Origin of the sequence: Paraburkholderia sp. RL17-368-BIF-A (assembly GCF_046054045.1) — a bacterium.
GTDB classification, from domain to species: Bacteria; Pseudomonadota; Gammaproteobacteria; order Burkholderiales; family Burkholderiaceae; genus Paraburkholderia; species Paraburkholderia graminis.
In genome coordinates, this window is sequence record NZ_JARESN010000004.1 from 462,618 (window position 1) to 482,854 (window position 20,237).

Consider the following 20,237-nt stretch of genomic DNA (forward strand, 5'->3'; position numbering starts at 1 on the left):
TTTCCGCGCTAATTCGCGGTTTACGTTGAAGTTTTCCACCTCGCCGGGCGTCCTGTGGATAACTCTGTTGAGAAGTCCGCTTTTTTTGCCGCAGATGCCCGTGCCGTGGGCATTCCGTCAGTCTGAATGTAGTTGGCGCAGAAGAAAAAATCCTTTGAAATCAATGCCGTTTGGATCTGACTTTCTAAGTACCTTTCAGATGTTTCTAAATCTATCTGGAACGCGGGCATGTGCATAAGTCAAGTCTTGACAGCATTTTTTTCTCCTCAACCAGAGCCAAAAGCCCGTCGGTACTGAACCGCCTCGCCGATCTGCGCGGCGCTCGGCATGCTCGCGCCCGCGAGGTCGGCAATCGTTCGTGCAACTTTCAACACGCGGTAATACGCGCGAGCCGACCAGCCGAAACGCTCGCCCGCTTCGCGCAGCAGCGCCTCGCCGGCTGCGTCGGGACGGCAGACTTCGTCGACTTCTTTGCCCGTCAACTCACGGTTGGTTTTGCCTTGCCGAGCCAATTGCCGTTCGCGCGCGGCGAGCACCCGCCGCGCGATGACCGCGCTCGTTTCTCCGGCGGCATGCGCTCGCGCGGACAATTCCGCCGACGTCAGCGCCGGCACTTCTAGCTGAATATCGATCCGGTCCAGCAGCGGGCCCGATAATTTGCGCAGATAACGCGCCGCAATCTCCGGCGTGCAGCGACAACGCCCATTCGGGTCGCCGCGCCATCCACAGGGACACGGATTCATCGCCGCGATCAGTTGGCACGCCGCCGGAAAGTCCGCCTGCAGCGCCGCGCGCGAAATCGTGATTCGCCCGGCCTCCAGCGGTTCGCGCAGCGTTTCGAGCGCCTGGCGGTCGAACTCCGGCAGTTCATCGAGGAAAAGCACGCCCAGGTGCGCGAGCGTGATCTCGCCCGGCTGCGGCGGATTGCGCCCACCTACCAGCGCTGCCGCGCTCGACGAATGATGCGGCGCCCGGAACGGCCGCTGCCGCCATTGCGCCGGCGTGAAACCGGCGCGGCTCGCCGACAGCAACGCGGCCGAGCTGAGCGCCTCGTCGTCGGTCATGGGCGGCAGCAGACCGGGCAAGCGGGCGGCGAGCATCGACTTGCCCGCGCCCGGCGGGCCGATCAGCAGTACATGGTGCCCGCCGGCCGCGGCGACTTCGAGCGCGCGGCGCGCGCCGCGTTGGCCGATCACGTCGCCCATGTCGGGCACGGCGGCAGGGCGCGTATCGGCCAGGTTTGGCGCGGCGACCGGATAGAGGCGGGCGTCGGGCGCATCGGCGAGATGCGCGCATAACGACGGCAGATCGCTCGCGCCGTACACATCCACGCCGGGGACGAGCGCGGCTTCCGCCGCGCTGGCCGCAGGAAGGTAGAGCTGCGGATTGCGCTCGGGCGGCGCGTGCCCGGCCGCGCTTTCGGCGAGACCAGGAGCCGCTGCGCAAACCGCCGCGCCGCGCGCGGTGCCGCAAGCCATCGCGAAGGCGCCGCGCATCGGACGCAGCGCGCCGGTTAAGGAAAGCTCGCCGGCAAATTCGCGGTTGACGAGCGATTCGGCCGGGATTTGCCCGCTCGCCGCGAGAATGCCCAAGGCTATCGGCAGATCGAAGCGGCCGGATTCCTTCGGCAGATCGGCGGGAGCGAGGTTGACCGTGATGCGCCGTACGGGAAAATCGAAGCCGCAGTTTTGCAGCGCTGCGCGCACGCGCTCGCGGCTTTCGCGGACTTCCAGATCAGGAAGTCCGACGATCGAAAAAGAGGGTAGCCCGTTGGCGAGGTGAACCTCGACGGTTACTTCGGGCGCGCGGCCGGCGGCCGGCGCGCGACTGCGCACCACGGCAAGCGACATGTTTTCTCCCGTCGGACCGCGCGCAAGTGGCGCGCTGCGGTCCCCTTAATACGCTGATGACGTCACGGCTCGCTTGCCTGTGATGTGCAGCTCGATGCAGCTAACGCGCTGCTCGTGAAACCGTCAGAGCGTTTGCGTCGTGACGGGCAGCTTCTGTTCGAGTTCCGCGACGCGGCGCTCCAGTTCTTCGAGGCGCGCACGCGTGCGCACCAGCACCTGGGTCTGCGTATCGAATTCCTCGCGTGTGACCAGATCGAGCTTCGAGAAGCCTTGCGACAGCATCGCTTTCACATTGCGTTCGACGTCTTTGGCCGGCGAGTTCTTGAACAGCTCGCTCATGCGCGCCTGGATGTCGTTGAAAACGTCGTTTGGTTGTTTCATGGTGTTCCCCTTGATGCACAAAAAATGTGCAGCGTTTCGTTACGTCTGTGCCTCGCGTCTGACGATGCGCTGCGTTGGTGCGTGCACGCCGGCTGTGCTTCGCCGCGTGAGCCCGTTTGGTGCGCGTCGGCGCTTGCAGACCCTGCGGACACTCTAGCAATGATCCAGGCGGCGCGCCACAGCGCAGCGCGCGCGTTGGCCATCTGGACAAGGGCGGCTGCGCCCCTTGCCGGGCGTGCACCGGCGGCAGTCTGACACAACATGGCATACGAGTTGCTCTTACTGCCCCGCGCGTTCTGCCGGCACGAATTTCCGGCAGGGCAACGAGACCAGGCGAAAGGGCAACGAGTACCACCAGGCTTGCGCGAGCGGGCTACAGGCAGCTTACGAGACGGTTACGCAGCGGTTCCGCGGCGGTTACGCAAACGGGTTAGCAACGGTTTTTGGCAACTAAGCGAGGGATTTCATGAAACTCATCACCGCAATCATCAAGCCGTTCAAGCTCGATGAGGCGCGCGAAGCCTTGTCGGCGATCGGCGTCTCCGGCATCACGGTAACCGAGGTCAAGGGGTTCGGCCGTCAGAAGGGCCATACGGAGCTGTATCGCGGCGCGGAGTACGTCGTCGATTTCCTGCCGAAAGTGAAGATCGAGGCGGCTGTCTCGGACGACATCGTCGATCAGGCCATCGAGGCGCTGGAACGCGCGGCGCGCACCGGCAAGATCGGCGACGGCAAGATTTTCGTCACGCCGATCGAGCAGGTCATCCGGATTCGCACCGGAGAGACCGGCGCGGATGCTCTGTAACACCAAAAGATAGCGACACAGATAGCGACAAGAGGAAACGAAAGATGCGCAAATTATTGATGTCCTTGCTGATGGCCGGTTCGCTGCTCGCGGGCGGTATCGGCGCCGCCCTCGCGGACGACGCTTCCGCCCCCGTAGCCGCCTCGGCCGCTGCATCCGATACGGCGGCAAGCGCGCCGGCAGCGGACGCTTCGGCGGCCGCAGCAGCTTCGGCGCCCGCCGCCGACGCCTCGGCTGCACCCGCAGCAAGCGCCGCAGCGGCAGCCCCCGCCGCATCGGACGCCGCTCCGGCTGCGCCCACCGCGCCGTTCTCGGTCGACTCGTCGAAAATCAATTCGGGCGACACCGCCTGGATGCTGACCTCCACCGCGCTCGTGCTGTTCATGACGATCCCGGGCCTCGCGCTCTTCTACGGCGGCATGGTCCGCAAGAAGAACGTGCTGGCGACGCTGATGCAAAGCTTCGCGATCACCTGCCTCGTGACGATCATCTGGGCGGTCGTGGGCTACAGCCTCGCGTTCACGCCGGGCGGCTCGTTCATCGGCGGCTTCTCGCGCTTCTTCATGTCGGGCATGAACTACATCAAGGGCGACAAGGCCACGACGCTGACCGTCAGCCATCTCGCGCAGACGATCCCCGAAACGGTCTACTTCGTCTATCAGATGACGTTCGCGATCATCACGCCGGCGCTGATCACCGGCGCATTTGCCGACCGCATGAAGTTCTCGGCGATGCTCGTCTTCATGAGCCTGTGGTCGATCATCGTCTACTCGCCGATCGCGCACATGGTCTGGGAACCGACCGGCTGGCTGGCGACCGCGGGCATCCTCGACTTCGCGGGCGGCACGGTGGTGCACATCAACGCCGGTATCGCCGGTCTGGTCTGCTGCCTCGTGCTCGGCAAGCGTGTCGGCTACGGCAAGGAAGCGATGGCTCCGCACAACCTCACGCTGACGCTGGTCGGCGCCGCGATGCTGTGGGTGGGCTGGTTCGGCTTCAACGCGGGTTCGGCAGTGGCGGCAGACGGCCGTGCCGGTTTCGCGATGTTCGCAACGCAAGTGGCAACCGCAGCGGCAGCGCTCGCATGGATGTTCGCCGAATGGGCCGCGAAGGGTAAGCCGTCGGTGCTCGGTATCGTGTCGGGCGCAGTGGCGGGTCTGGTCGCCATCACGCCGGCTTCGGGCTTCGTCGGCATGACGGGTTCGCTCGTGATCGGCATCGTGGCGGGCGTGGTCTGCTTCTGGTCGGCAACGTGGCTCAAGCACAAGCTCGGTTACGACGATTCGCTCGATGCGTTCGGCGTGCACTGCGTCGGCGGTATCGTCGGTGCGCTGCTGACCGGCGTGTTCGCGGTGAAGGACATCGGCGGCTTCGACGGCAGCGTGCTGCTGCAAGCCAAGGGCGTCGTGACGACGCTGGTGTACAGCGGCGTGGTGAGCTTCATCCTGCTGAAGGTCATCGACATGACGATGGGCATCCGCGTGACGGAAGAACAGGAACGCGAAGGTCTGGACGTGAGCCTGCACGGCGAACACGTCGAATAACGAAGGCGTTTCACGAGCCCGCGCTCCCGGGCTCGCCGAGCCTCACCGGCTCATAAAGGTAGCAACAAGCGCAGCGATTTGGCCCGCCTTCATGGCGGGCTTTTTTCTTGCTCGCCTTCTTGTTCACGACAGTTTCCCCTGCCTATCATTGCGATAGCGAGAATGCATTCCGGCTGGCTTGCGAATGGAGAAACCATCCCCAAATGGGCAAAGCATTTGCTCTACAATCTTTTTTCTCCAGTCTGCGAGTGATCAATGGTTCCGCACCTAGTTACGGCGTTAAACGGCCCGCTGCTCGATCTCGAGCGGAAGATCCTCGACGCTACTCCCGCAATCGAACGCTGGTTCCGGCTCGAGTGGCAGGAGCACACGCCGCCGTTCTATTGCTCGGTCGACCTGCGCAATGCGGGTTTCAAGCTCGCGCCCGTCGACACCAATCTGTTTCCCGGCGCGTTCAATAATCTGCCGCAGGAAGTGCTGCCGCTTGCCGTGCAGGCGGCAATGGCGTCCATCGAAAAAATCTGCCCGGACGCGAAGAATCTGCTCGTCATTCCCGAGCGCCACACACGCAACGCGTTTTATCTGGAGAACGTGGCCCGGCTCGCCGCGATCATGCGCCAGGCCGGCTTGAACGTGCGTTTCGGCACGCTCGACGAAAGCATCAACGGGCCCGTCACCATTGCGCTGTCCGACGGCCAGAAACTCGTGCTCGAACCGCTCGAGCGTTCGCAGCGCCGCCTCGGGCTGAAGAATTTCGATCCCTGCTCGATTCTGTTGAATAACGATCTGTCGGGCGGCATTCCGCCCGTGCTGGAAAATCTGCACGAGCAGTATCTGCTGCCGCCGCTGCATGCCGGCTGGGCCGTGCGCCGCAAATCGACGCACTTCTCGTGCTATGACGACGTCGCGAAGAAATTCGCGAAGATGGTCGAGATCGATCCGTGGATGATCAATCCGTACTTCGCGCACGTGGAAGGCGTGGATTTTCAGGAGCGCACCGGCGAGCAGGCGCTGGCCGACGCGATCGACGGCGTGCTGAAGAAGATCGCCAAAAAGTATCGCGAGTACGGCATCTCCGAAAAACCGTATGTCGTCATCAAGTCGGATGCGGGCACGTACGGCATGGGCGTGATGACGGTGCACGACGCGTCGGAAGTGGCCGCGCTCACGAAGCGCGAACGCGCGAAAATGGCGGCGACGAAAGACGGCCTCGAAGTGCACGACGTGATCGTGCAGGAAGGCGTGTACACATTTGAGCGCATCGGCGAGGAAGTAGCCGAGCCGGTCGTCTATATGATCGACCGCTATGTGGTGGGCGGCTTCTACCGTGTGCACGGCAGCCGCGAGCGCGACCAGAACCTGAATGCGCCGGGCATGCACTTCGTGCCGCTCGGCTTCGAGCACACCGCGCTGCCGGACGCGCACGCGAAGCCGGGCGCGGCGCCGCCGAACCGTTTCTACATGTACGGCGTGGTGGCGCGGCTCGGCTTGCTGGCTGCATCGGTCGAACTGGAAAAGACCGATCCGGAAGCCATTCAGGTTTGAACGCAGCCACGTGAGATTGCCAGGCGCGGGCAGCGCGTAGGCCGCCCCGCGCCGTTTTCATCGACGATGTTCACGCCGCATTCACGCGTAATACACGCTCGATTCACGATCAATGCCAGGCCCTCCAGGGCGCAACGGGACCTTCATGGACATTCTTTTCATCGCCGATCCGCTCACGCAGTTCAAGATCTACAAGGACTCCACTTACGCGATGATGGCCGAGGCCGCGCGCCGCGGCCATACGCTGTACTTCTGCGAGCCGAAGCATCTCGCGTGGACGGGCGGCGACGTCGAAGCCAACGTGCGGCGTTTTGCGATCACGGGCGACGTGACCGATTTGCACCGCGACGAATGGTATGCGGCAGACGCCGCCGCGCCGCGCTCGCTGAAGGACTTCAGCGCGGTCGTCATGCGCAAGGACCCGCCGTTCGACATGGAATACGTGACGTCCACGTGGCTGCTCGAACTGGCCGAGCGCGCGGGCGCACGTATCTTCAACAAGCCGCAGGCGATTCGCGATCATTCGGAAAAGCTCGCTATCGGCGAGTTCGCTGAATTCGTCGCGCCCACGCTGGTCACGCGCGATCCGGCGCGACTCAGGGCGTTTCACGAGCAGCATGGCGACGTGATTCTGAAGCCGCTCGACGGCATGGGCGGCATGGGCGTATTCCGCGTGAAGCCGGACGGCATGAACCTGGGCTCGATCGTCGAAATGCTGAGCCACGACGGCGCGCGCTCAGTGATGGCGCAAAAGTTCATCCCCGAAATCAAGGACGGCGACAAGCGCATTCTGCTGATCGGCGGCGAAGCCGTGCCGTATTCGCTCGCGCGGATTCCGCAAGGCAACGAGGTGCGCGGCAATCTGGCCGCGGGCGGGCTGGGCGTGGCGCGTCCGCTGACCGACCATGACCGCAAGATCGCCGATACGCTCGCGCCCGTGCTGGCGGCACGCGGTCTGCTGCTGGTTGGGTTGGACGCCATTGGCGACTGGCTGACCGAAGTGAACGTGACGAGCCCGACGTGCTTCCGCGAGATCATGGATCAGACGGGCTTCGACGTCGCCGCCATGTTCGTGGACGCGCTGGAGCGCGCGGCGGGCTGAGCGGCCGTCTTGAAACTGGGCGGCGGCCCCCAAACTGACAGACAGGATCAGCATCATGTCCGCTGCGGGCGGAACGGCGGCGCGGGCCCGAAAAACGGGCCTGCTACAATGCCCGCTCTCCGCGTCGATTTGTAGCGATGCGCTCCGCAAGGAGTCATCGCATGCACGGCGGAGCCTTGAAACGGGCAGGTTCGACGGGCGCCGCTGCGGCGTCGCATTCGAGGTTCTGTTCGCGAAAGGCGTATTTCCGGCTCTCATGGCCAACGGCCGGCCGAGGGCGCGAGCGTTTCGGATAGCGTTCCGATCCACGTTTGGGGCCGTCTTTTTGCAGTAGGCTGACATGGCAGGCATTCTGATCATTGCGCACGCACCGTTCGCCACCGCGTTGCGCGACTGTATTTCGCATATTTACGGCGGTTTGCCGGCTCGCATCGGCGTGATGGACGTATCGCCCGACTGCGATCCCGCGCAAATGGTTTCCTTCGCCGAGTCCGAGATTGCGCGCCTGAAGGAAGAGAACGGCGCGCTCGTGCTCACCGACATGTTCGGCGCCACGCCCGCGAATATCGCCGGGCGGCTGGCTTCCGTGCCCGACGTGCGCGTGCTGTGCGGTGTCAATCTGCCGATGCTCGTGCGCGCGGTCTGTTATCGCGCGACGCCGCTCGACACGCTGGTGGACAAAGCGCTCGCCGGCGCGACCAAGGGCATTCACGCGATCGGCCCGGCAGCACCCGCGCCCGCCGAGGCCGCGGCTGTCACCGCCGACTGTCTGCCCGCGTTGCCGGCCGATGCGGACCTCGCACAGAAGACCGGGCCGGCCGGTTTATAGTCGCTCGCAGTGCAAGCTTGCAGTGCAACCTTCGCAGTACACCCTGATTCGCAGTTCTACTTTTCACAACAACACTTACCCGCGCTTCGGACCAACACATGCTGCAACAGGAAACGACTATCGTGAACAAGCTGGGGCTGCACGCGCGCGCGTCGGCCAAGTTGACGCAACTCGCAGGCAACTATCAGTCGGAAATCTGGATGAGCCGCAACGGCCGCCGCATCAATGCGAAAAGCATCATGGGCGTGATGATGCTGGCTGCGGGCATCGGCAGCACGGTGCTGATCGAAACCGAAGGCGCCGACGAAAAAGAAGCCATGGACGCATTGTTGAAACTGATCGCGGATAAATTCGGCGAAGGCCAGTGAGCTGGCGAATCGACAGTGCAATGAAGAAGAACGCCGCGGCTATCGCTCCGCGGCGTTTTTTTTAGCGCGCGACAATATGCGGACATGCATAACTACGCGGGCGTTATGCCTCGCTCTTACGCGCTTTCGTGCTGCACTGCACACAGCATTCGCGTACGTCTGCGGCGGCGCGGAATTTATAATGACGACGAGAGTCTGAGAGCATTGCAGCGGTTTGCCGCGGCATCACACAACTAGAGGAGGTGCGCGTGTCGTTCACGCTGCATGGAATTCCCGTGTCACGCGGTATCGCCATCGGGCGGGCCTATCTGATCGCCCCGGCTGCACTTGACGTAGACCACTATCTGATCGAACCCGCGCAGATCGAGAGCGAGGTCGAGCGCTTTCGCACGGCCCAGCAACGCGTGCATGTCGAGCTCGACGCGTTGCGCGCCGACCTCGCCGCAGACGCGCCTAGCGAAATGGGCGCGTTCATCAACGTTCATTCAATGATCCTGAACGATGCAATGCTCGTTCAGGAAACCATCGACCTCATTCGCACGCGCCGCTACAACGTGGAGTGGGCGCTGACCGAGCAGCTCGAACGGCTGTCGCGTCATTTCGACGACATCGAAGACGAATATCTGCGCGAGCGCAAAGCCGATATCGAGCAAGTGGTGGAGCGCGTGCTGAAGGCGCTGGCGGGTGCGTCGGCTACACTCGTGGACGGCGTGCACGGCGCCTGCAGCGAGATGATCGTGGTCGCGCACGACATCGCGCCGGCCGACATGATGCAGTTCAAAACGCAAACGTTTCAGGGCTTCGTCACCGATCTCGGCGGCCGCACGTCGCATACGGCGATCGTCGCGCGCAGCCTCGGCATTCCTGCCGCGGTCGGCGTGCAGCACGCGAGCGCGCTGATTCGTCAGGACGACCTGATTATCGTCGACGGCGATCATGGCATTGTGATCGTCGATCCCGCGCCGATCGTGCTGGAGGAGTACTCGTACCGGCAAAGCGAAAAGGCGCTCGAGCAACGCAAGCTGCAGCGCCTCAAATTTTCGCCGACGCAAACGCTGTGCGGCACGCGCATCGAACTGTGCGCGAACATCGAGTTGCCGGACGACGCGCGCGCCGCGCTCGATGCGGGCGCGACCGGCGTCGGCCTGTTCCGCACCGAGTTCCTGTTCATGAATCACAAAGACCGCATGCCCGAGGAGGAGGAGCAGTTCGAAGCCTACCGGCGCGCGGTCGAGTTGATGAACGGGCTGCCCGTCACGATTCGCACGATCGACGTGGGCGCTGACAAGCCGCTCGATTCGATGGGCGGCGGCGACGGCTACGAGACCGCGCCCAACCCGGCGCTCGGACTTAGGGCGATTCGCTGGAGCCTGTCCGAGCCGCAAATGTTCCTCACGCAATTGCGCGCGATTCTGCGTGCATCGGCGTTCGGCACGGTGAAGATTCTGGTGCCCATGCTCGCGCATGCGCAGGAAATCGATCAGACGCTCGACCTGATTCGCGAAGCGAAGCGTCAACTCGACGACGCGGGGATCGCGTACAACCCGAACGTGCAAGTCGGCGCGATGATCGAGATTCCGGCCGCCGCGATTGCGCTGCCGCTCTTCCTGAAGCGGCTCGATTTCCTGTCGATCGGCACCAACGATCTGATCCAGTACACGCTCGCTATCGACCGCGCGGACAATTCGGTCGCGCATCTGTACGACCCGCTGCATCCGGCGGTGCTGCATCTGATCGCGTTCACGTTGCGCGAGGCGAAGCGGGCGGGCGTGCCTGTGTCGGTCTGCGGTGAGATGGCGGGCGATCCGACGTTGACGCGTCTATTGCTCGGCATGGGGCTCACCGAGTTTTCGATGCATCCGAGCCAGTTGCTCGAGGTCAAGCAGGAAGTGTTGCGCTCGCATCTGAAGACGCTGGAGAAGCCGGTGGCCGATGTGCTTGCATCGTTTGAACCGGAAGAGGTGCAGGCTGCGCTGAAGCGGGTCGCGCAAGCCTGATTGATTGATCACACACACGCGTGAATGACAAACGCCGCACATGTGCGGCGTTTGTCGTTGTGGCTTACCCTTTGAACGTGCTTAGTGGCCGTGGCGTTTTCCGCAGACGGGGCAGTCCGGCTGGCGCGCAATGCGCATCGTGGTCCATTCCATTCGCAGCGAATCGAGCATGGTCAGCCGCCCGGCGAGCGACGTTCCGATTCCGCCGATCACCTTCAGCGCTTCGGCCGCCTGCATCGAGCCGATGATGCCGACCGTAGGCGCAAACACGCCCATCGTGGAACACGCAACTTCTTCGAACGGCTGGTCTTCCGGGAACACGCACGCGTAGCACGGCGATGCTTCGTCGCGGAAATCGAATGTGCTGATCTGGCCGTCGAAGCGCAACGCCGCGCCCGACACGAGCGGCACGCCGTGCTTCACGCAGGCGCGATTGATCGCATGACGCGTCGCGAAGTTGTCCGTGCAATCGAGCACGACCGTGGCGCCCGGCACTTGCCGATCGAGCCAAGTATCGTCGACGCGTTCGGCCACCGCGTTCACATGCACTTCGGGATTGATCTGCGCGAGCGTGTCGCGGCCGGACTCGACCTTCTTGCGTCCGACCGACGCGCTGACATGCAGGATCTGCCGTTGCAGGTTGGTGAGGTCGACCGTATCGGCATCGACCAGCGTCAAGCGTCCGACGCCCGCCGCCGCGAGGTACATCGCGGCAGGCGAACCCAGCCCGCCCGCGCCGACGATGATCGCGTGCGCATCGATAAAACGCTGCTGCGCCTCGATGCCGATTTCGTCGACGAGAATGTGGCGGGAATAGCGAAGGAGTTGATCGTCGTTCATGGCGGGAGCCGGCGTGTCTTCGCGGCGCATTGACCGCGAAGACACGTGAGGTTGCTTGCGCGACTACTTGCCTTGCGTGGCCGGAGCCGACGCCGGAGCCGGACCCGACGCGCCGGGCACCGGTTGCGTCGGCTTCACAGCAACCGGCGCGGACGCCGACGTAGCCGGCTTGTTCTGCGCGAGACGCCGTTCGGTTACCGACTTCGACTCCTGCACCGGCTTGCCTTCGAGCTTGTTCAGCGCCTGCGTCAGCATGAAGTCGTCGGCGGAACCGAATTCGACCGGCTTGCGCTCACGATCTTTCTGACGCTGTTCCGGCGTCTTCTTATCGTTCTGCTCTTCGAGCTGACGCAACTGGTCCATGCGATCCTGCTCGCGCTTCTCGGCTTCCTTCTTCTCGTTCGGATCTTGCGTGTTGGCAAGGTGGTTCGAGTAGTCGACTTCGCGCGTGACGAGTGCGTCGTCCGGATCGCCTTCCGCGTATTGATCCACCGCGATGTCAGGACGGATGCCCTTGTTCTGGATCGAGCGGCCGCTCGGCGTGTAGTAATACGCCGTGGTCAGACGCAATGCGGTGTCGGCGGTCATGGGACGCACGGTCTGCACCGAGCCCTTGCCGAAGGTCGTCTTGCCGACGATCAACGCGCGATGCTGATCCTGCAACGCACCCGCGACGATCTCCGACGCCGACGCCGAATACGCGTTGGTCAGCACGACCATCGGCACCGTCTTGAAGATCGGCGCTTCGTCCTTCAGCGGATCGCTGTCGAAAGATTGCAGACGGTAGTTGTCGTAAGTGTCGCGATAAACCTGCTTCGAATCCGGAATCTGCCCGTTGGTGGACACGACGACGGAGTTCGGCGGCAGGAACGCGCCGGCGACGCCGACCGCGCTTTGCAGCAGACCGCCGCCGTTGTTGCGCAGGTCGAGCACGAGGCCCTTCAGGTTCGGCTGCTGACGCGCGATGTCCTGCAGCTTCGCCGCGAGGTCAGGCGTGGTGCGTTCCTGGAAGCTCGTGATACGCACATACGCGTAGCCCGGCGCAAGAATCTTCATCTTCACCGACTGCACCTTGATGACGGCGCGCGTCACGGTGAGCGGGAACGTGCGGTCGTCGGTCTTGCGGAAGATGGTGAGCGTGACCTTGGTGCCTGGCTCGCCGCGCATCTGCTTGACGGCCTGGTCGAGCGTCATGCCGCGCACCGGCTTGTCGTTGATGCGCGTGATCAGGTCGCCCGGACGAATGCCGGCGCGGAACGCAGGCGTGTCTTCGATCGGCGAAATGACTTTAATCAGGCCGTCTTCCGACGAGATTTCGATGCCGAGGCCCGCGAAGCGACCTTTGGTCTGCTCCTGCAGTTCCTCGTAATCGGTCTTGTCGAGGTAGGACGAATGCGGGTCGAGGCTCGACACCATGCCCTTGATCGCGGCGGTGAGGAGCTTTTTATCGTCGACGGGTTCGACGTATTCGTGCTTGATCTGACCGAACACTTCGGCAAAGAGCCTGAGCTGGTCCAGCGGCAAGGGCGCGGCGGCGGCGCTGGCGGGCTGCTGCGCCGAAGCCGAAAGTTGCAGGGTGGCAAATACACCGGTAGCAAGGCCCGCGGCGATCAGGCCGATATTTTTCAGGTTCTTTCGCATAGAGTCTGTTGCGGTCGGAAGCGCGTGGCAGCGTCGATAGAGATGGGGACGGACAAGTATAACTGCACACCCGCCAACAGAGGGCGCGGGGCAGGCAATCGTGATTCGACAGCGGGATGCGTGCCGGGTTCGGCGCAATGTGCGCGCGGCTGCGAAGTAATGTGCCGTAACCGAAGACGGCGGCCAGAATGGCGCGCTCAAAAGAAACGGACCGCGCTAACCGGTACGTCTTGCCGGTCGGCGCGGTCCGCTGGCGACGCACTGCTGCGTTTCTCGTCACCTTGTTTAACAAAGAGTGGCGGCCAATGAGCACGCCATGCCGGCCAACCTTAGCCGGCTTTGCCCTGCTTCGCGACGGCCGCCTGCGCCTTCGCGATCGCTTCCTGGTCGCCCAGATAGTAGTGCTTGATAGGCTTCAGGTTTTCATCGAGTTCATAGACGAGCGGCACGCCGTTCGGAATATTCAGCCCGACGATGTCGTCGTCCGAAATGTTGTCGAGGTACTTCACCAGCGCGCGGATCGAGTTGCCGTGCGCGGCGATCAGCACCTTGCGGCCCGACTTGATGGCCGGCGCGATCGACTCGTTCCACAGCGGCAGCACGCGCGCGACCGTGTCTTTCAGACACTCGGTGAGAGGCAGTTGCTCGCGCGGCACCTTCGCGTAGCGCGGGTCGTTGTACGGCGCGCGCTCGTCGGTCGGCTCGAGCGCCGGCGGCGGTGTGTCGTAGCTGCGGCGCCAGACGAGCACCTGTTCGTCGCCGAACTTGGCTGCGGTTTCGGCCTTGTTCAGACCCGACAGCGCGCCGTAGTGGCGCTCGTTCAGACGCCACGAATGGACGACGGGGATATACATCTGATCCATCTGATCCTGCACGTGCCACAGCGTGCGAACGGCGCGCTTGAGCACCGACGTGTACGCAATGTCGAACGTATAGCCGTTTTCCTTCAGCAGCACGCCCGCCTGCTGCGCTTCACGGTTGCCCTGTTCAGTGAGGTCGACGTCGACCCAGCCCGTGAAGCGGTTTTCCTTGTTCCACGTCGATTCGCCGTGGCGGATGAGAACGAGTTTGTACATAAGATTGCCGGTCGGTAGTGAGGAAGCGGTAAAGCGCTGCGAAGCGCCCGCCGAGGAGCGCCGCCATCGCGTCAGACGCTTATTTTATAATGGGCGGATTGCCCTTTCCGATTTCTCTCTTTTTCGGCGGATTTTCCGTGAAGTTTTTCACTGATTACACAAACCTTGTCCTGATCGCGATCGTCCTCATCTCCGGTGGGTTGCTGCTGTGGCCGACCATCAGCCGGCGCGGCCGCGGTGGCCTGTCGGCCGCCGAAGCCACGCAACTGATCAACCGGCGCAACGCGGCCGTTATCGACCTGCGTCCGTCGGCCGACTTCGCCAAGGGTCATTTGCCCGCGGCGCGGCACCTCGAATTCGCCGAGTTGCAAGCAAAGGTCGCGCAACTGGTGAAGAATAAGAACAACCCCGTGCTGCTGGTCTGCCAGACCGGCCAGCAGTCGAACAAGGCAGCGCGTATCGTGCAGGACGCAGGATATGCGGAAGTCCACGTTCTGGAAGGCGGCGTCGACGCCTGGCAGAAAGCCGGCATGCCGGTTGTGAAACAAGGAGTAGCCAAGTGAACAAAGTGATCATGTACAGCACGCAGGTGTGCCCGTATTGCCAGATGGCCGAACGTCTTTTAAAGTCGCGCGGCGTCGAGAATATCGAAAAAGTACTGATCGACAAGGACCCGGCCCGTCGTGAGGAAATGATGACCAGGACCGGTCGTCGCACGGTGCCGCAGGTGTTCATCGGCGAGAAGCATGTCGGCGGGTACGACGACCTTTCCGCGCTGGATCGCGCGGGCGGTCTGACGCCTCTGCTCGAAGCCGCCTGAATTCGCGCGCCTGTTGCGCGCGCGTGTCGGCGGGTGAAACACAAGCCGGCGCATCGTTGCTCCTGAAAGGGGCGGACGGCGCGCCGCAACTATCTGGCGGCCCTTGAGACTCAGGGGCCGCCGCTACGCATATCTATCAGGGAATCACACCATCATGTCCGACGAGAATAACCAGCCGTTCTTCAACATCCAGCGCATCTATCTGAAGGACATGTCGCTCGAGCAGCCGAACTCACCCGGCATTTTCCTCGAGCAGGATATGCCGTCGGTGGAAGTGGAAGTCGACGTGAAGGCCGAGCGTCTCGCCGACACCGTCTTCGAAATCCTCGTGACGGGCACCGTTACGGCCAAGGTCGCGGACAAGGTTGCGTTCCTGATCGAAGCGAAGCAAGCGGGCATTTTCGACATCCGCAATATTCCGGCTGAGCAGGTCGATCCGCTCGTCGGCATTGCATGCCCGACGATCCTGTTCCCGTATCTGCGTTCGAACATCGCGGACGCGATCACGCGCGCCGGCTTCCCGCCGATCCACCTCGCCGAAATCAACTTCCAGGCGCTGTACGAGCAACGCCTCGCGCAGATGGGCGGCGAGAACGGCGCGGCGCAAAACGGCGTCACGCATTAAGTGTCCCAGGCAGTGCCGGCTATGAAGGTTGCTGTCCTCGGAGCCGGCGCGTGGGGCACAGCCCTCGCCGGCCATCTGGCCGTTCGGCACGACACGGTGCTGTGGGCGCGCGAACCTGCGCTCGTTACGGATCTCGCCGCTTCGCATGAAAACGCCCGCTATCTGGCGGGCGTTGCTTTGCCTGCGGCGCTTCGCTACGAAGCGGATCTCAACGCAGCGCTCGACCACGCGCTCGCCGACGACGCGTTATGCGTCGTCGCGACGCCCGTCGCCGGACTGCGCAGTCTCATCCAGTCGATGCGCGATGCCGGCAAAGTGCCGGCGCATGTCGTGTGGCTTTGCAAAGGCTTCGAGGCCGACTCGCAGTTGCTGCCGCACCAGGTCGTCGCGGCCGAATTGCCGGAGCACGGCAGCAACGGCGTGCTGTCGGGGCCGAGCTTCGCGCGCGAAGTGGGCCAGGGCTTGCCGGTCGCGCTGACCATCGCAAGTGCTTCGGCGGCGTGCCGCGAACGCACGGTCGCCGCGTTTCATCACGGCGCGATGCGCATTTATACCGGCGACGATGTTGTCGGCGTCGAAGTGGGCGGCGCGGTGAAGAACGTGCTGGCTATCGCGACGGGTATCGCGGACGGCCTCGGTCTCGGCCTGAACGCGCGCGCCGCGTTGATCACGCGTGGTCTCGCCGAAATGTCGCGCCTCGGCGTGACGTTGGGCGGACGGGCGGAGACGTTCACTGGCTTGGCCGGTCTTGGCGATCTGATTCTGACCGCGACCGGCGATCTGTCGCGCAACCGCACGGTGGGTGTGCAACTCGCCGCAGGCCGCTCGCTGGCCGATATTCTCGGCGGCCTCGGGCATGTGGCCGAAGGCGTGCGCTGCGCGCAAGCGGTTCTCGCGATCGCACGCGCTCATGCAATTGAAATGCCGATCACACAGGCCGTCTGCGCCGTGCTGTTCGACGGCGTGGCGCCCCGCGACGCCGTCAGCGCTCTGTTGCGGCGCGATTCCAAGGCCGAATAAGCTGGAACAAGCCGAAGCGAGCCGTCTTGCGGTTCTTCCTTGAGCCGTTTCAATCAGCCGTTCGGTGTGTAAAACGCTGAACGGCTGTCTGCTCTCGCTGTCCACTGTCTATCGACGCTTCGGATCAGCGAGGTTCACATGCTCAGTATCGATCGTTGCACGCTTGAAGCCCGCGTGGCCGACATCACCACGCTTGACGTGGATGCCATTGTCAACGCAGCCAATACTTCGTTGCTCGGCGGCGGCGGTGTGGATGGCGCGATCCACCGCGCGGCCGGCAACGAATTGCTGCGCGAATGCGAAGCACTCGGCGGCTGCGCAACCGGCGACGCCAAACTCACGCGCGGCTACCGTTTGCCCGCGCGTTATGTGATCCACGCGGTGGGCCCCGTATGGCGGGGCGGCACGCACGGCGAGGCCGACTTGCTGGCCTCGTGCTATCAGCGCTCGCTCGAAGTGGCGCGCGAGGCGAATTGCGCGAGCATTGCGTTCCCCGCGATCAGTTGCGGCATCTACCGTTTTCCCGCCGATCAGGCGGTCCGCATCGCCGTGGAAACGGTGCTGGAAAATCTGCCGCGCATGCCGCAACTGCGCAGCGTGATCTTCGCCTGCTTCGACGACGCGATGTTCGAGCGCTATCAGTCCGAATTGAAAAGCCGTCAGGCGCCGCCTTCGAATCCCATTTGACGCCACGCTTCGAACACTACGATTGCCACCGTATTAGACAGATTCAGGCTGCGGTTGCCCGGACGCATCGGCAGGCGCACGCGCTGCTCGCCGGCGAATTGCTCGAGCACCGAGTCGGGCAGGCCGCGCGTTTCCGCGCCGAACACAAACCAGTCGCCCTCCTGAAACGCGTGCTCGTGAAAGCGGCCCGAGCCGCGCGTGGTGAACGCGAACATGCGCGAGGCATCAGGCGATTCCTTCGCGACAAACGCGGCCCAATCGGCGTGCACGTTCATTTGCGCGTACTCGTGATAGTCGAGGCCGGCGCGGCGCAGCTTGGCGTCGTCGAGCGGAAAGCCGAGCGGCTCGATCAGATGCAGACGTGCGCCGGTGTTCGCACAAAGGCGGATGACGTTGCCGGTGTTCGGCGGAATTTCCGGTTCGACGAGAACGACATTGAACATAAGGTGACCAGGTAGAGACTAGTTTTTCGGTGTGCGCAGCGCGACGAAGTTGGTGACGCGCCGCGCACCCGCTGCTTTCAGTGTGCGAGCCAGCGCTTCGAGGGTTGCGCCGGTCGTCATGACATCGTCGACGATTCCCACGTGCAGCCCTTGCACGTTGCCGGCAAGCTCGAACGCGCGCCCGACGTTCATTCGGCGCGCATCGAGGTCAAGCCGCGACTGTGGCGCCGTATCGATCACGCGGCGCAGCAGCGTCGCGTCGTTCGGCACATGCAACGCGCGAGCCAGTGGTTTCGCGATTTGCCATGCCTGGTTATAGCCGCGCTTTCGAAGACGCCGGTCCGCAAGCGGCACGGGAGCGATCACGTCGGGCCACTCCGACGGATCTTGCCAGGCATCGTGCGCGAGAAGCGCGAGGCGCCGCGCGAATTCCCGCGCAAGCACCAACTGCGCACGAAACTTGAGGCCGACGGCGAGCGTGTCGAGCGGCGCACGATAGTCGGCGAGCGCGAAGGTGGCGTCGAACGGCGGCTTTTCGGCGATGCAATCTCCACAGCAATATGACGCTCGACGCCCCCGATATGTGACAGGCAACGGAACCGCGCAAACGCAGCATCGCAAAGCGCCTTCATTCCAATAGGATTCGTCGCAAAAGCCGCACAGCGCGTTATGCGACAAATTGCCGCATAACGCGCATGCGTTAGGCAGTATCGCCTGCATCGCATGCGGCCACGCCGAGCGAAAGCCGCGCGCGAATCGCGTGAAGGGGCTTCGTGAAGACGGAAAACGGGCTCGGAATGGCATGCATGGGCGGCCGCAAAGGCCTTTGGCGCTGAATCGAAGGAAGCGAACGAGTATACTTCGGGCTCCACGCCAGCACGACACCCATGTCCCCAACGCCCCCTCAATCTGGCCGTCCGGCCTATGACTCCCGGCGCCTGCGGCGGATTTTCGACCGCCGCGCAGCGACTTTCGACGACGTCGCCTTCCTTCCGCGCGAAATTTCGCAGCGCATGCGCGAGCGTCTCGATTACATCAAGGTCGCGCCGGCGGCCGTGCTCGACGCGGGTTGCGGTGCAGGCGAGGACATCCCCGCATTGCGCGAGCGCTTTCCCGAAGCACCGGTGTTCGGCACCGACCTGTCGCGCGGCATGCTCACGCGCGCGCTGCGCCACGATTCCGGCGATACCAGTTGGCGGCGTTTCTTGCCGGCCACGCTCGGCAAGGCGCTCGGCGCACGCGGTCCGCGCTTCGCGCAAGCGGACTTTGCCGCGCTGCCTTTCGCCGCGGGCGCGTTCGAATTCATCTGGTCCAATCTCGCGCTTCACTGGCACTCGCGCCCGGATCTCGTCTTCCCGGAATGGCAGCGCGTCTTGAAGGTGAACGGCCTGCTGATGTTCAGTACGCTCGGGCCCGACACGCTGAAGGAGTTGCGCGGCGCCTATGCCGAAGTCGAAGCGGCGCATGGCGTCGGCTCGCGCAAGCACGTGATCGACTTCGTCGACATGCATGATCTTGGCGACATGCTGGTCGAAAGCGGTTTCGAGATTCCCGTGATGGACCAGGAAACTATCACAATCACCTATAAGTCACCCGACTCGCTGCTCGCGGACGTGCGCCGTTGGGGCGCGTATCCGTTCGAGCGCGAAGCGTCGTCGGGTGCGGCGGCACGGCGGTTGCACAAGGCATTGCTGGCAGCGCTCGAAGCGCGCCGGCGCGGCGACGGCACGATCGCGCTGACCTTCGAGGTGATCTACGGACACGCATGGAAAGCGGTGCCGCGCACGACGGCCGAAGGGCATGGCATCGTGCGAATCGAGGACATTGGACGAGGCTCGTCAAGGAATCGCTGAAGCGGTAAAGAGGACATCTGTTATGTCTGAAATTACCGTTTCCAGACACGCGCAAAACATGCGGCAAAACGGCGCGGAGGCTTGTCGCGCCTGGCTTGTGAGGCAGCCGGGGCTTGCTTGTGGATGCTATGGATCGCGCCTATAATGCGTCAGTTTGTCGCCCGGAGTTCCCACATTTGGGGCGGCAGGCCCGAGGCACAGGGCAGCAAGACTGGTTGGCGCGGGGTTGGTGCGGTAATGGTCAATAGAGGTCGATAGCGGGCCTTTGGGACGATCGGCAGGAGGCAGCGATGGAAGCATCTGATCTGCTGGCGGATTCGGAACCGGTCCTTAAAGACTGGACGATGAAGCGCAACTGTTCCATGTCGCCGCGGCAGTTCGTATGTTTCTACGTGTCGCTTGCGTTGTTCTCGTTGGCAATTGCTTTCATGCTGGTTCTGGTCGGCGCCTGGCTGGTGTTGCCGTTCACCGGTATCGAATTGCTGGCGGTGGGCGTCGCGTTTGCCATCTATGCGCGTCATGCTGTCGATTACGAACGCATCCGGCTGTTTCCGAACCGGCTCGTGATCGAACAGGTGAGCGCCGAGCAGGTCACGCAGTTCGAGTTCAATCCGCGCTGGGTGCGGATCGAGGCTGGCGCAACACCGCGTGATCAGATCAGACTGGTCTCGCGCGGCGAGACGATCATGATCGGGCAGCACCTCGCGCAGCACCGGCGCGCGCAGTTTGCGGGCGAATTGCGCAGATGGCTCGCGCGTTGTTAGTCGCGTCGGGGCATGCGGCGTTCGCCGCAGCGGAGCAGCGGGTGATC

Annotated in this window: 21 protein-coding genes; 14 read left to right on the forward strand and 7 right to left on the reverse strand. The window is 63.5% G+C overall.

The window, feature by feature from the left end; all coding sequences use genetic code 11:
• Positions 1–266: 266 nt before the first annotated feature.
• Together P0D87_RS10365 and P0D87_RS10370 are read right to left on the reverse strand one after the other, a co-directional pair.
• Entirely contained in the window at positions 267–1,850 is a 1,584-nt protein-coding gene (locus P0D87_RS10365; RefSeq protein ID WP_053857453.1) for a YifB family Mg chelatase-like AAA ATPase, read from the reverse strand.
• A 123-nt stretch (positions 1,851–1,973) separates the two neighbouring features.
• A complete protein-coding gene (locus P0D87_RS10370) occupies positions 1,974–2,231 on the reverse strand; it encodes an accessory factor UbiK family protein (RefSeq protein ID WP_006048090.1) in 258 nt (85 codons plus the stop codon).
• Between the two features lie 466 nt (positions 2,232–2,697).
• Between P0D87_RS10370 and P0D87_RS10375 the strand changes: the two genes are divergently transcribed.
• The 7 genes from P0D87_RS10375 (at position 2,698) to ptsP (ending at position 10,421) form a co-directional block, all read left to right on the forward strand.
• Positions 2,698–3,036 carry a P-II family nitrogen regulator gene (locus P0D87_RS10375; RefSeq protein WP_006048089.1) on the forward strand — a complete coding sequence of 113 codons (339 nt, stop codon included), beginning with the start codon at positions 2,698–2,700 and terminating at the stop codon, positions 3,034–3,036.
• A 44-nt stretch (positions 3,037–3,080) separates the two neighbouring features.
• Complete coding sequence (locus P0D87_RS10380) at positions 3,081–4,580, forward strand: ammonium transporter (protein ID WP_006048088.1); 1,500 nt, start codon at positions 3,081–3,083, stop codon at positions 4,578–4,580.
• Positions 4,581–4,835: 255 nt separating this feature from the next.
• Positions 4,836–6,125: a glutamate--cysteine ligase gene (gshA, locus tag P0D87_RS10385; protein WP_006048087.1), complete on the forward strand. Its 1,290-nt coding sequence runs from the start codon at positions 4,836–4,838 to the stop codon at positions 6,123–6,125.
• A gap of 145 nt (positions 6,126–6,270) precedes the next feature.
• On the forward strand, positions 6,271–7,227 hold the full coding sequence (gshB, locus tag P0D87_RS10390; RefSeq protein ID WP_053857454.1) for a glutathione synthase: 957 nt from the start codon (positions 6,271–6,273) through the stop codon (positions 7,225–7,227).
• 340 nt (positions 7,228–7,567) lie between these two features.
• Positions 7,568–8,056: a PTS sugar transporter subunit IIA gene (locus P0D87_RS10395; RefSeq protein WP_006048085.1), complete on the forward strand. Its 489-nt coding sequence runs from the start codon at positions 7,568–7,570 to the stop codon at positions 8,054–8,056.
• Positions 8,057–8,154: 98 nt separating this feature from the next.
• On the forward strand, positions 8,155–8,424 hold the full coding sequence (locus tag P0D87_RS10400) for an HPr family phosphocarrier protein (protein WP_006048084.1): 270 nt from the start codon (positions 8,155–8,157) through the stop codon (positions 8,422–8,424).
• A gap of 248 nt (positions 8,425–8,672) precedes the next feature.
• Entirely contained in the window at positions 8,673–10,421 is a 1,749-nt protein-coding gene (gene ptsP, locus P0D87_RS10405) for a phosphoenolpyruvate--protein phosphotransferase (protein ID WP_053857456.1), read from the forward strand.
• A gap of 81 nt (positions 10,422–10,502) precedes the next feature.
• Here the strand turns inward: ptsP and P0D87_RS10410 are convergent, their stop codons facing one another.
• From P0D87_RS10410 to gpmA, 3 genes are all read right to left on the reverse strand, one after another.
• Entirely contained in the window at positions 10,503–11,261 is a 759-nt protein-coding gene (locus P0D87_RS10410; RefSeq protein ID WP_053858946.1) for a HesA/MoeB/ThiF family protein, read from the reverse strand.
• A gap of 63 nt (positions 11,262–11,324) precedes the next feature.
• Positions 11,325–12,902, reverse strand: coding sequence for a S41 family peptidase (locus P0D87_RS10415; RefSeq protein ID WP_006048081.1), 1,578 nt, complete (start codon positions 12,900–12,902; stop codon positions 11,325–11,327).
• A gap of 329 nt (positions 12,903–13,231) precedes the next feature.
• Entirely contained in the window at positions 13,232–13,978 is a 747-nt protein-coding gene (gene gpmA / locus P0D87_RS10420) for a 2,3-diphosphoglycerate-dependent phosphoglycerate mutase (RefSeq protein WP_006048080.1), read from the reverse strand.
• Positions 13,979–14,115: 137 nt separating this feature from the next.
• On the opposite strand from gpmA, the gene P0D87_RS10425 reads away from it, so the two are divergent.
• The 5 genes from P0D87_RS10425 (at position 14,116) to P0D87_RS10445 (ending at position 17,130) form a co-directional block, all read left to right on the forward strand.
• Positions 14,116–14,541, forward strand: a complete 426-nt coding sequence (locus P0D87_RS10425; RefSeq protein WP_029969654.1) for a rhodanese-like domain-containing protein — start codon at positions 14,116–14,118, stop codon at positions 14,539–14,541.
• A complete protein-coding gene (gene grxC / locus P0D87_RS10430; RefSeq protein WP_006048078.1) occupies positions 14,538–14,798 on the forward strand; it encodes a glutaredoxin 3 in 261 nt (86 codons plus the stop codon). The genes P0D87_RS10425 and grxC overlap by 4 nt, the downstream gene beginning before the upstream one ends.
• Before the next feature lie 154 nt (positions 14,799–14,952).
• Positions 14,953–15,423: a protein-export chaperone SecB gene (gene secB, locus P0D87_RS10435; RefSeq protein ID WP_006048077.1), complete on the forward strand. Its 471-nt coding sequence runs from the start codon at positions 14,953–14,955 to the stop codon at positions 15,421–15,423.
• A gap of 21 nt (positions 15,424–15,444) precedes the next feature.
• On the forward strand, positions 15,445–16,443 hold the full coding sequence (locus P0D87_RS10440; RefSeq protein ID WP_053857457.1) for an NAD(P)H-dependent glycerol-3-phosphate dehydrogenase: 999 nt from the start codon (positions 15,445–15,447) through the stop codon (positions 16,441–16,443).
• Positions 16,444–16,581: 138 nt separating this feature from the next.
• Positions 16,582–17,130 carry an O-acetyl-ADP-ribose deacetylase gene (locus tag P0D87_RS10445; protein WP_053857458.1) on the forward strand — a complete coding sequence of 183 codons (549 nt, stop codon included), beginning with the start codon at positions 16,582–16,584 and terminating at the stop codon, positions 17,128–17,130.
• Here P0D87_RS10445 and trmL read toward each other — a convergent pair.
• Positions 17,103–17,573, reverse strand: a complete 471-nt coding sequence (trmL, locus tag P0D87_RS10450; RefSeq protein WP_053857459.1) for a tRNA (uridine(34)/cytosine(34)/5-carboxymethylaminomethyluridine(34)-2'-O)-methyltransferase TrmL — start codon at positions 17,571–17,573, stop codon at positions 17,103–17,105. The genes P0D87_RS10445 and trmL overlap by 28 nt on opposite strands.
• Before the next feature lie 18 nt (positions 17,574–17,591).
• Positions 17,592–18,377 (reverse strand): ComF family protein, encoded by a 786-nt coding sequence (locus P0D87_RS10455; RefSeq protein ID WP_408636808.1) that lies wholly within the window; start codon positions 18,375–18,377, stop codon positions 17,592–17,594.
• Between the two features lie 83 nt (positions 18,378–18,460).
• Here P0D87_RS10455 and P0D87_RS10460 point away from each other — a divergent pair, with 83 nt between their 5' ends.
• Positions 18,461–19,426, forward strand: a complete 966-nt coding sequence (locus tag P0D87_RS10460; protein WP_053857462.1) for a methyltransferase domain-containing protein — start codon at positions 18,461–18,463, stop codon at positions 19,424–19,426.
• 290 nt (positions 19,427–19,716) lie between these two features.
• Positions 19,717–20,190, forward strand: coding sequence for a DUF2244 domain-containing protein (locus tag P0D87_RS10465; protein ID WP_006048071.1), 474 nt, complete (start codon positions 19,717–19,719; stop codon positions 20,188–20,190).
• Positions 20,191–20,237 lie beyond the last annotated feature (47 nt).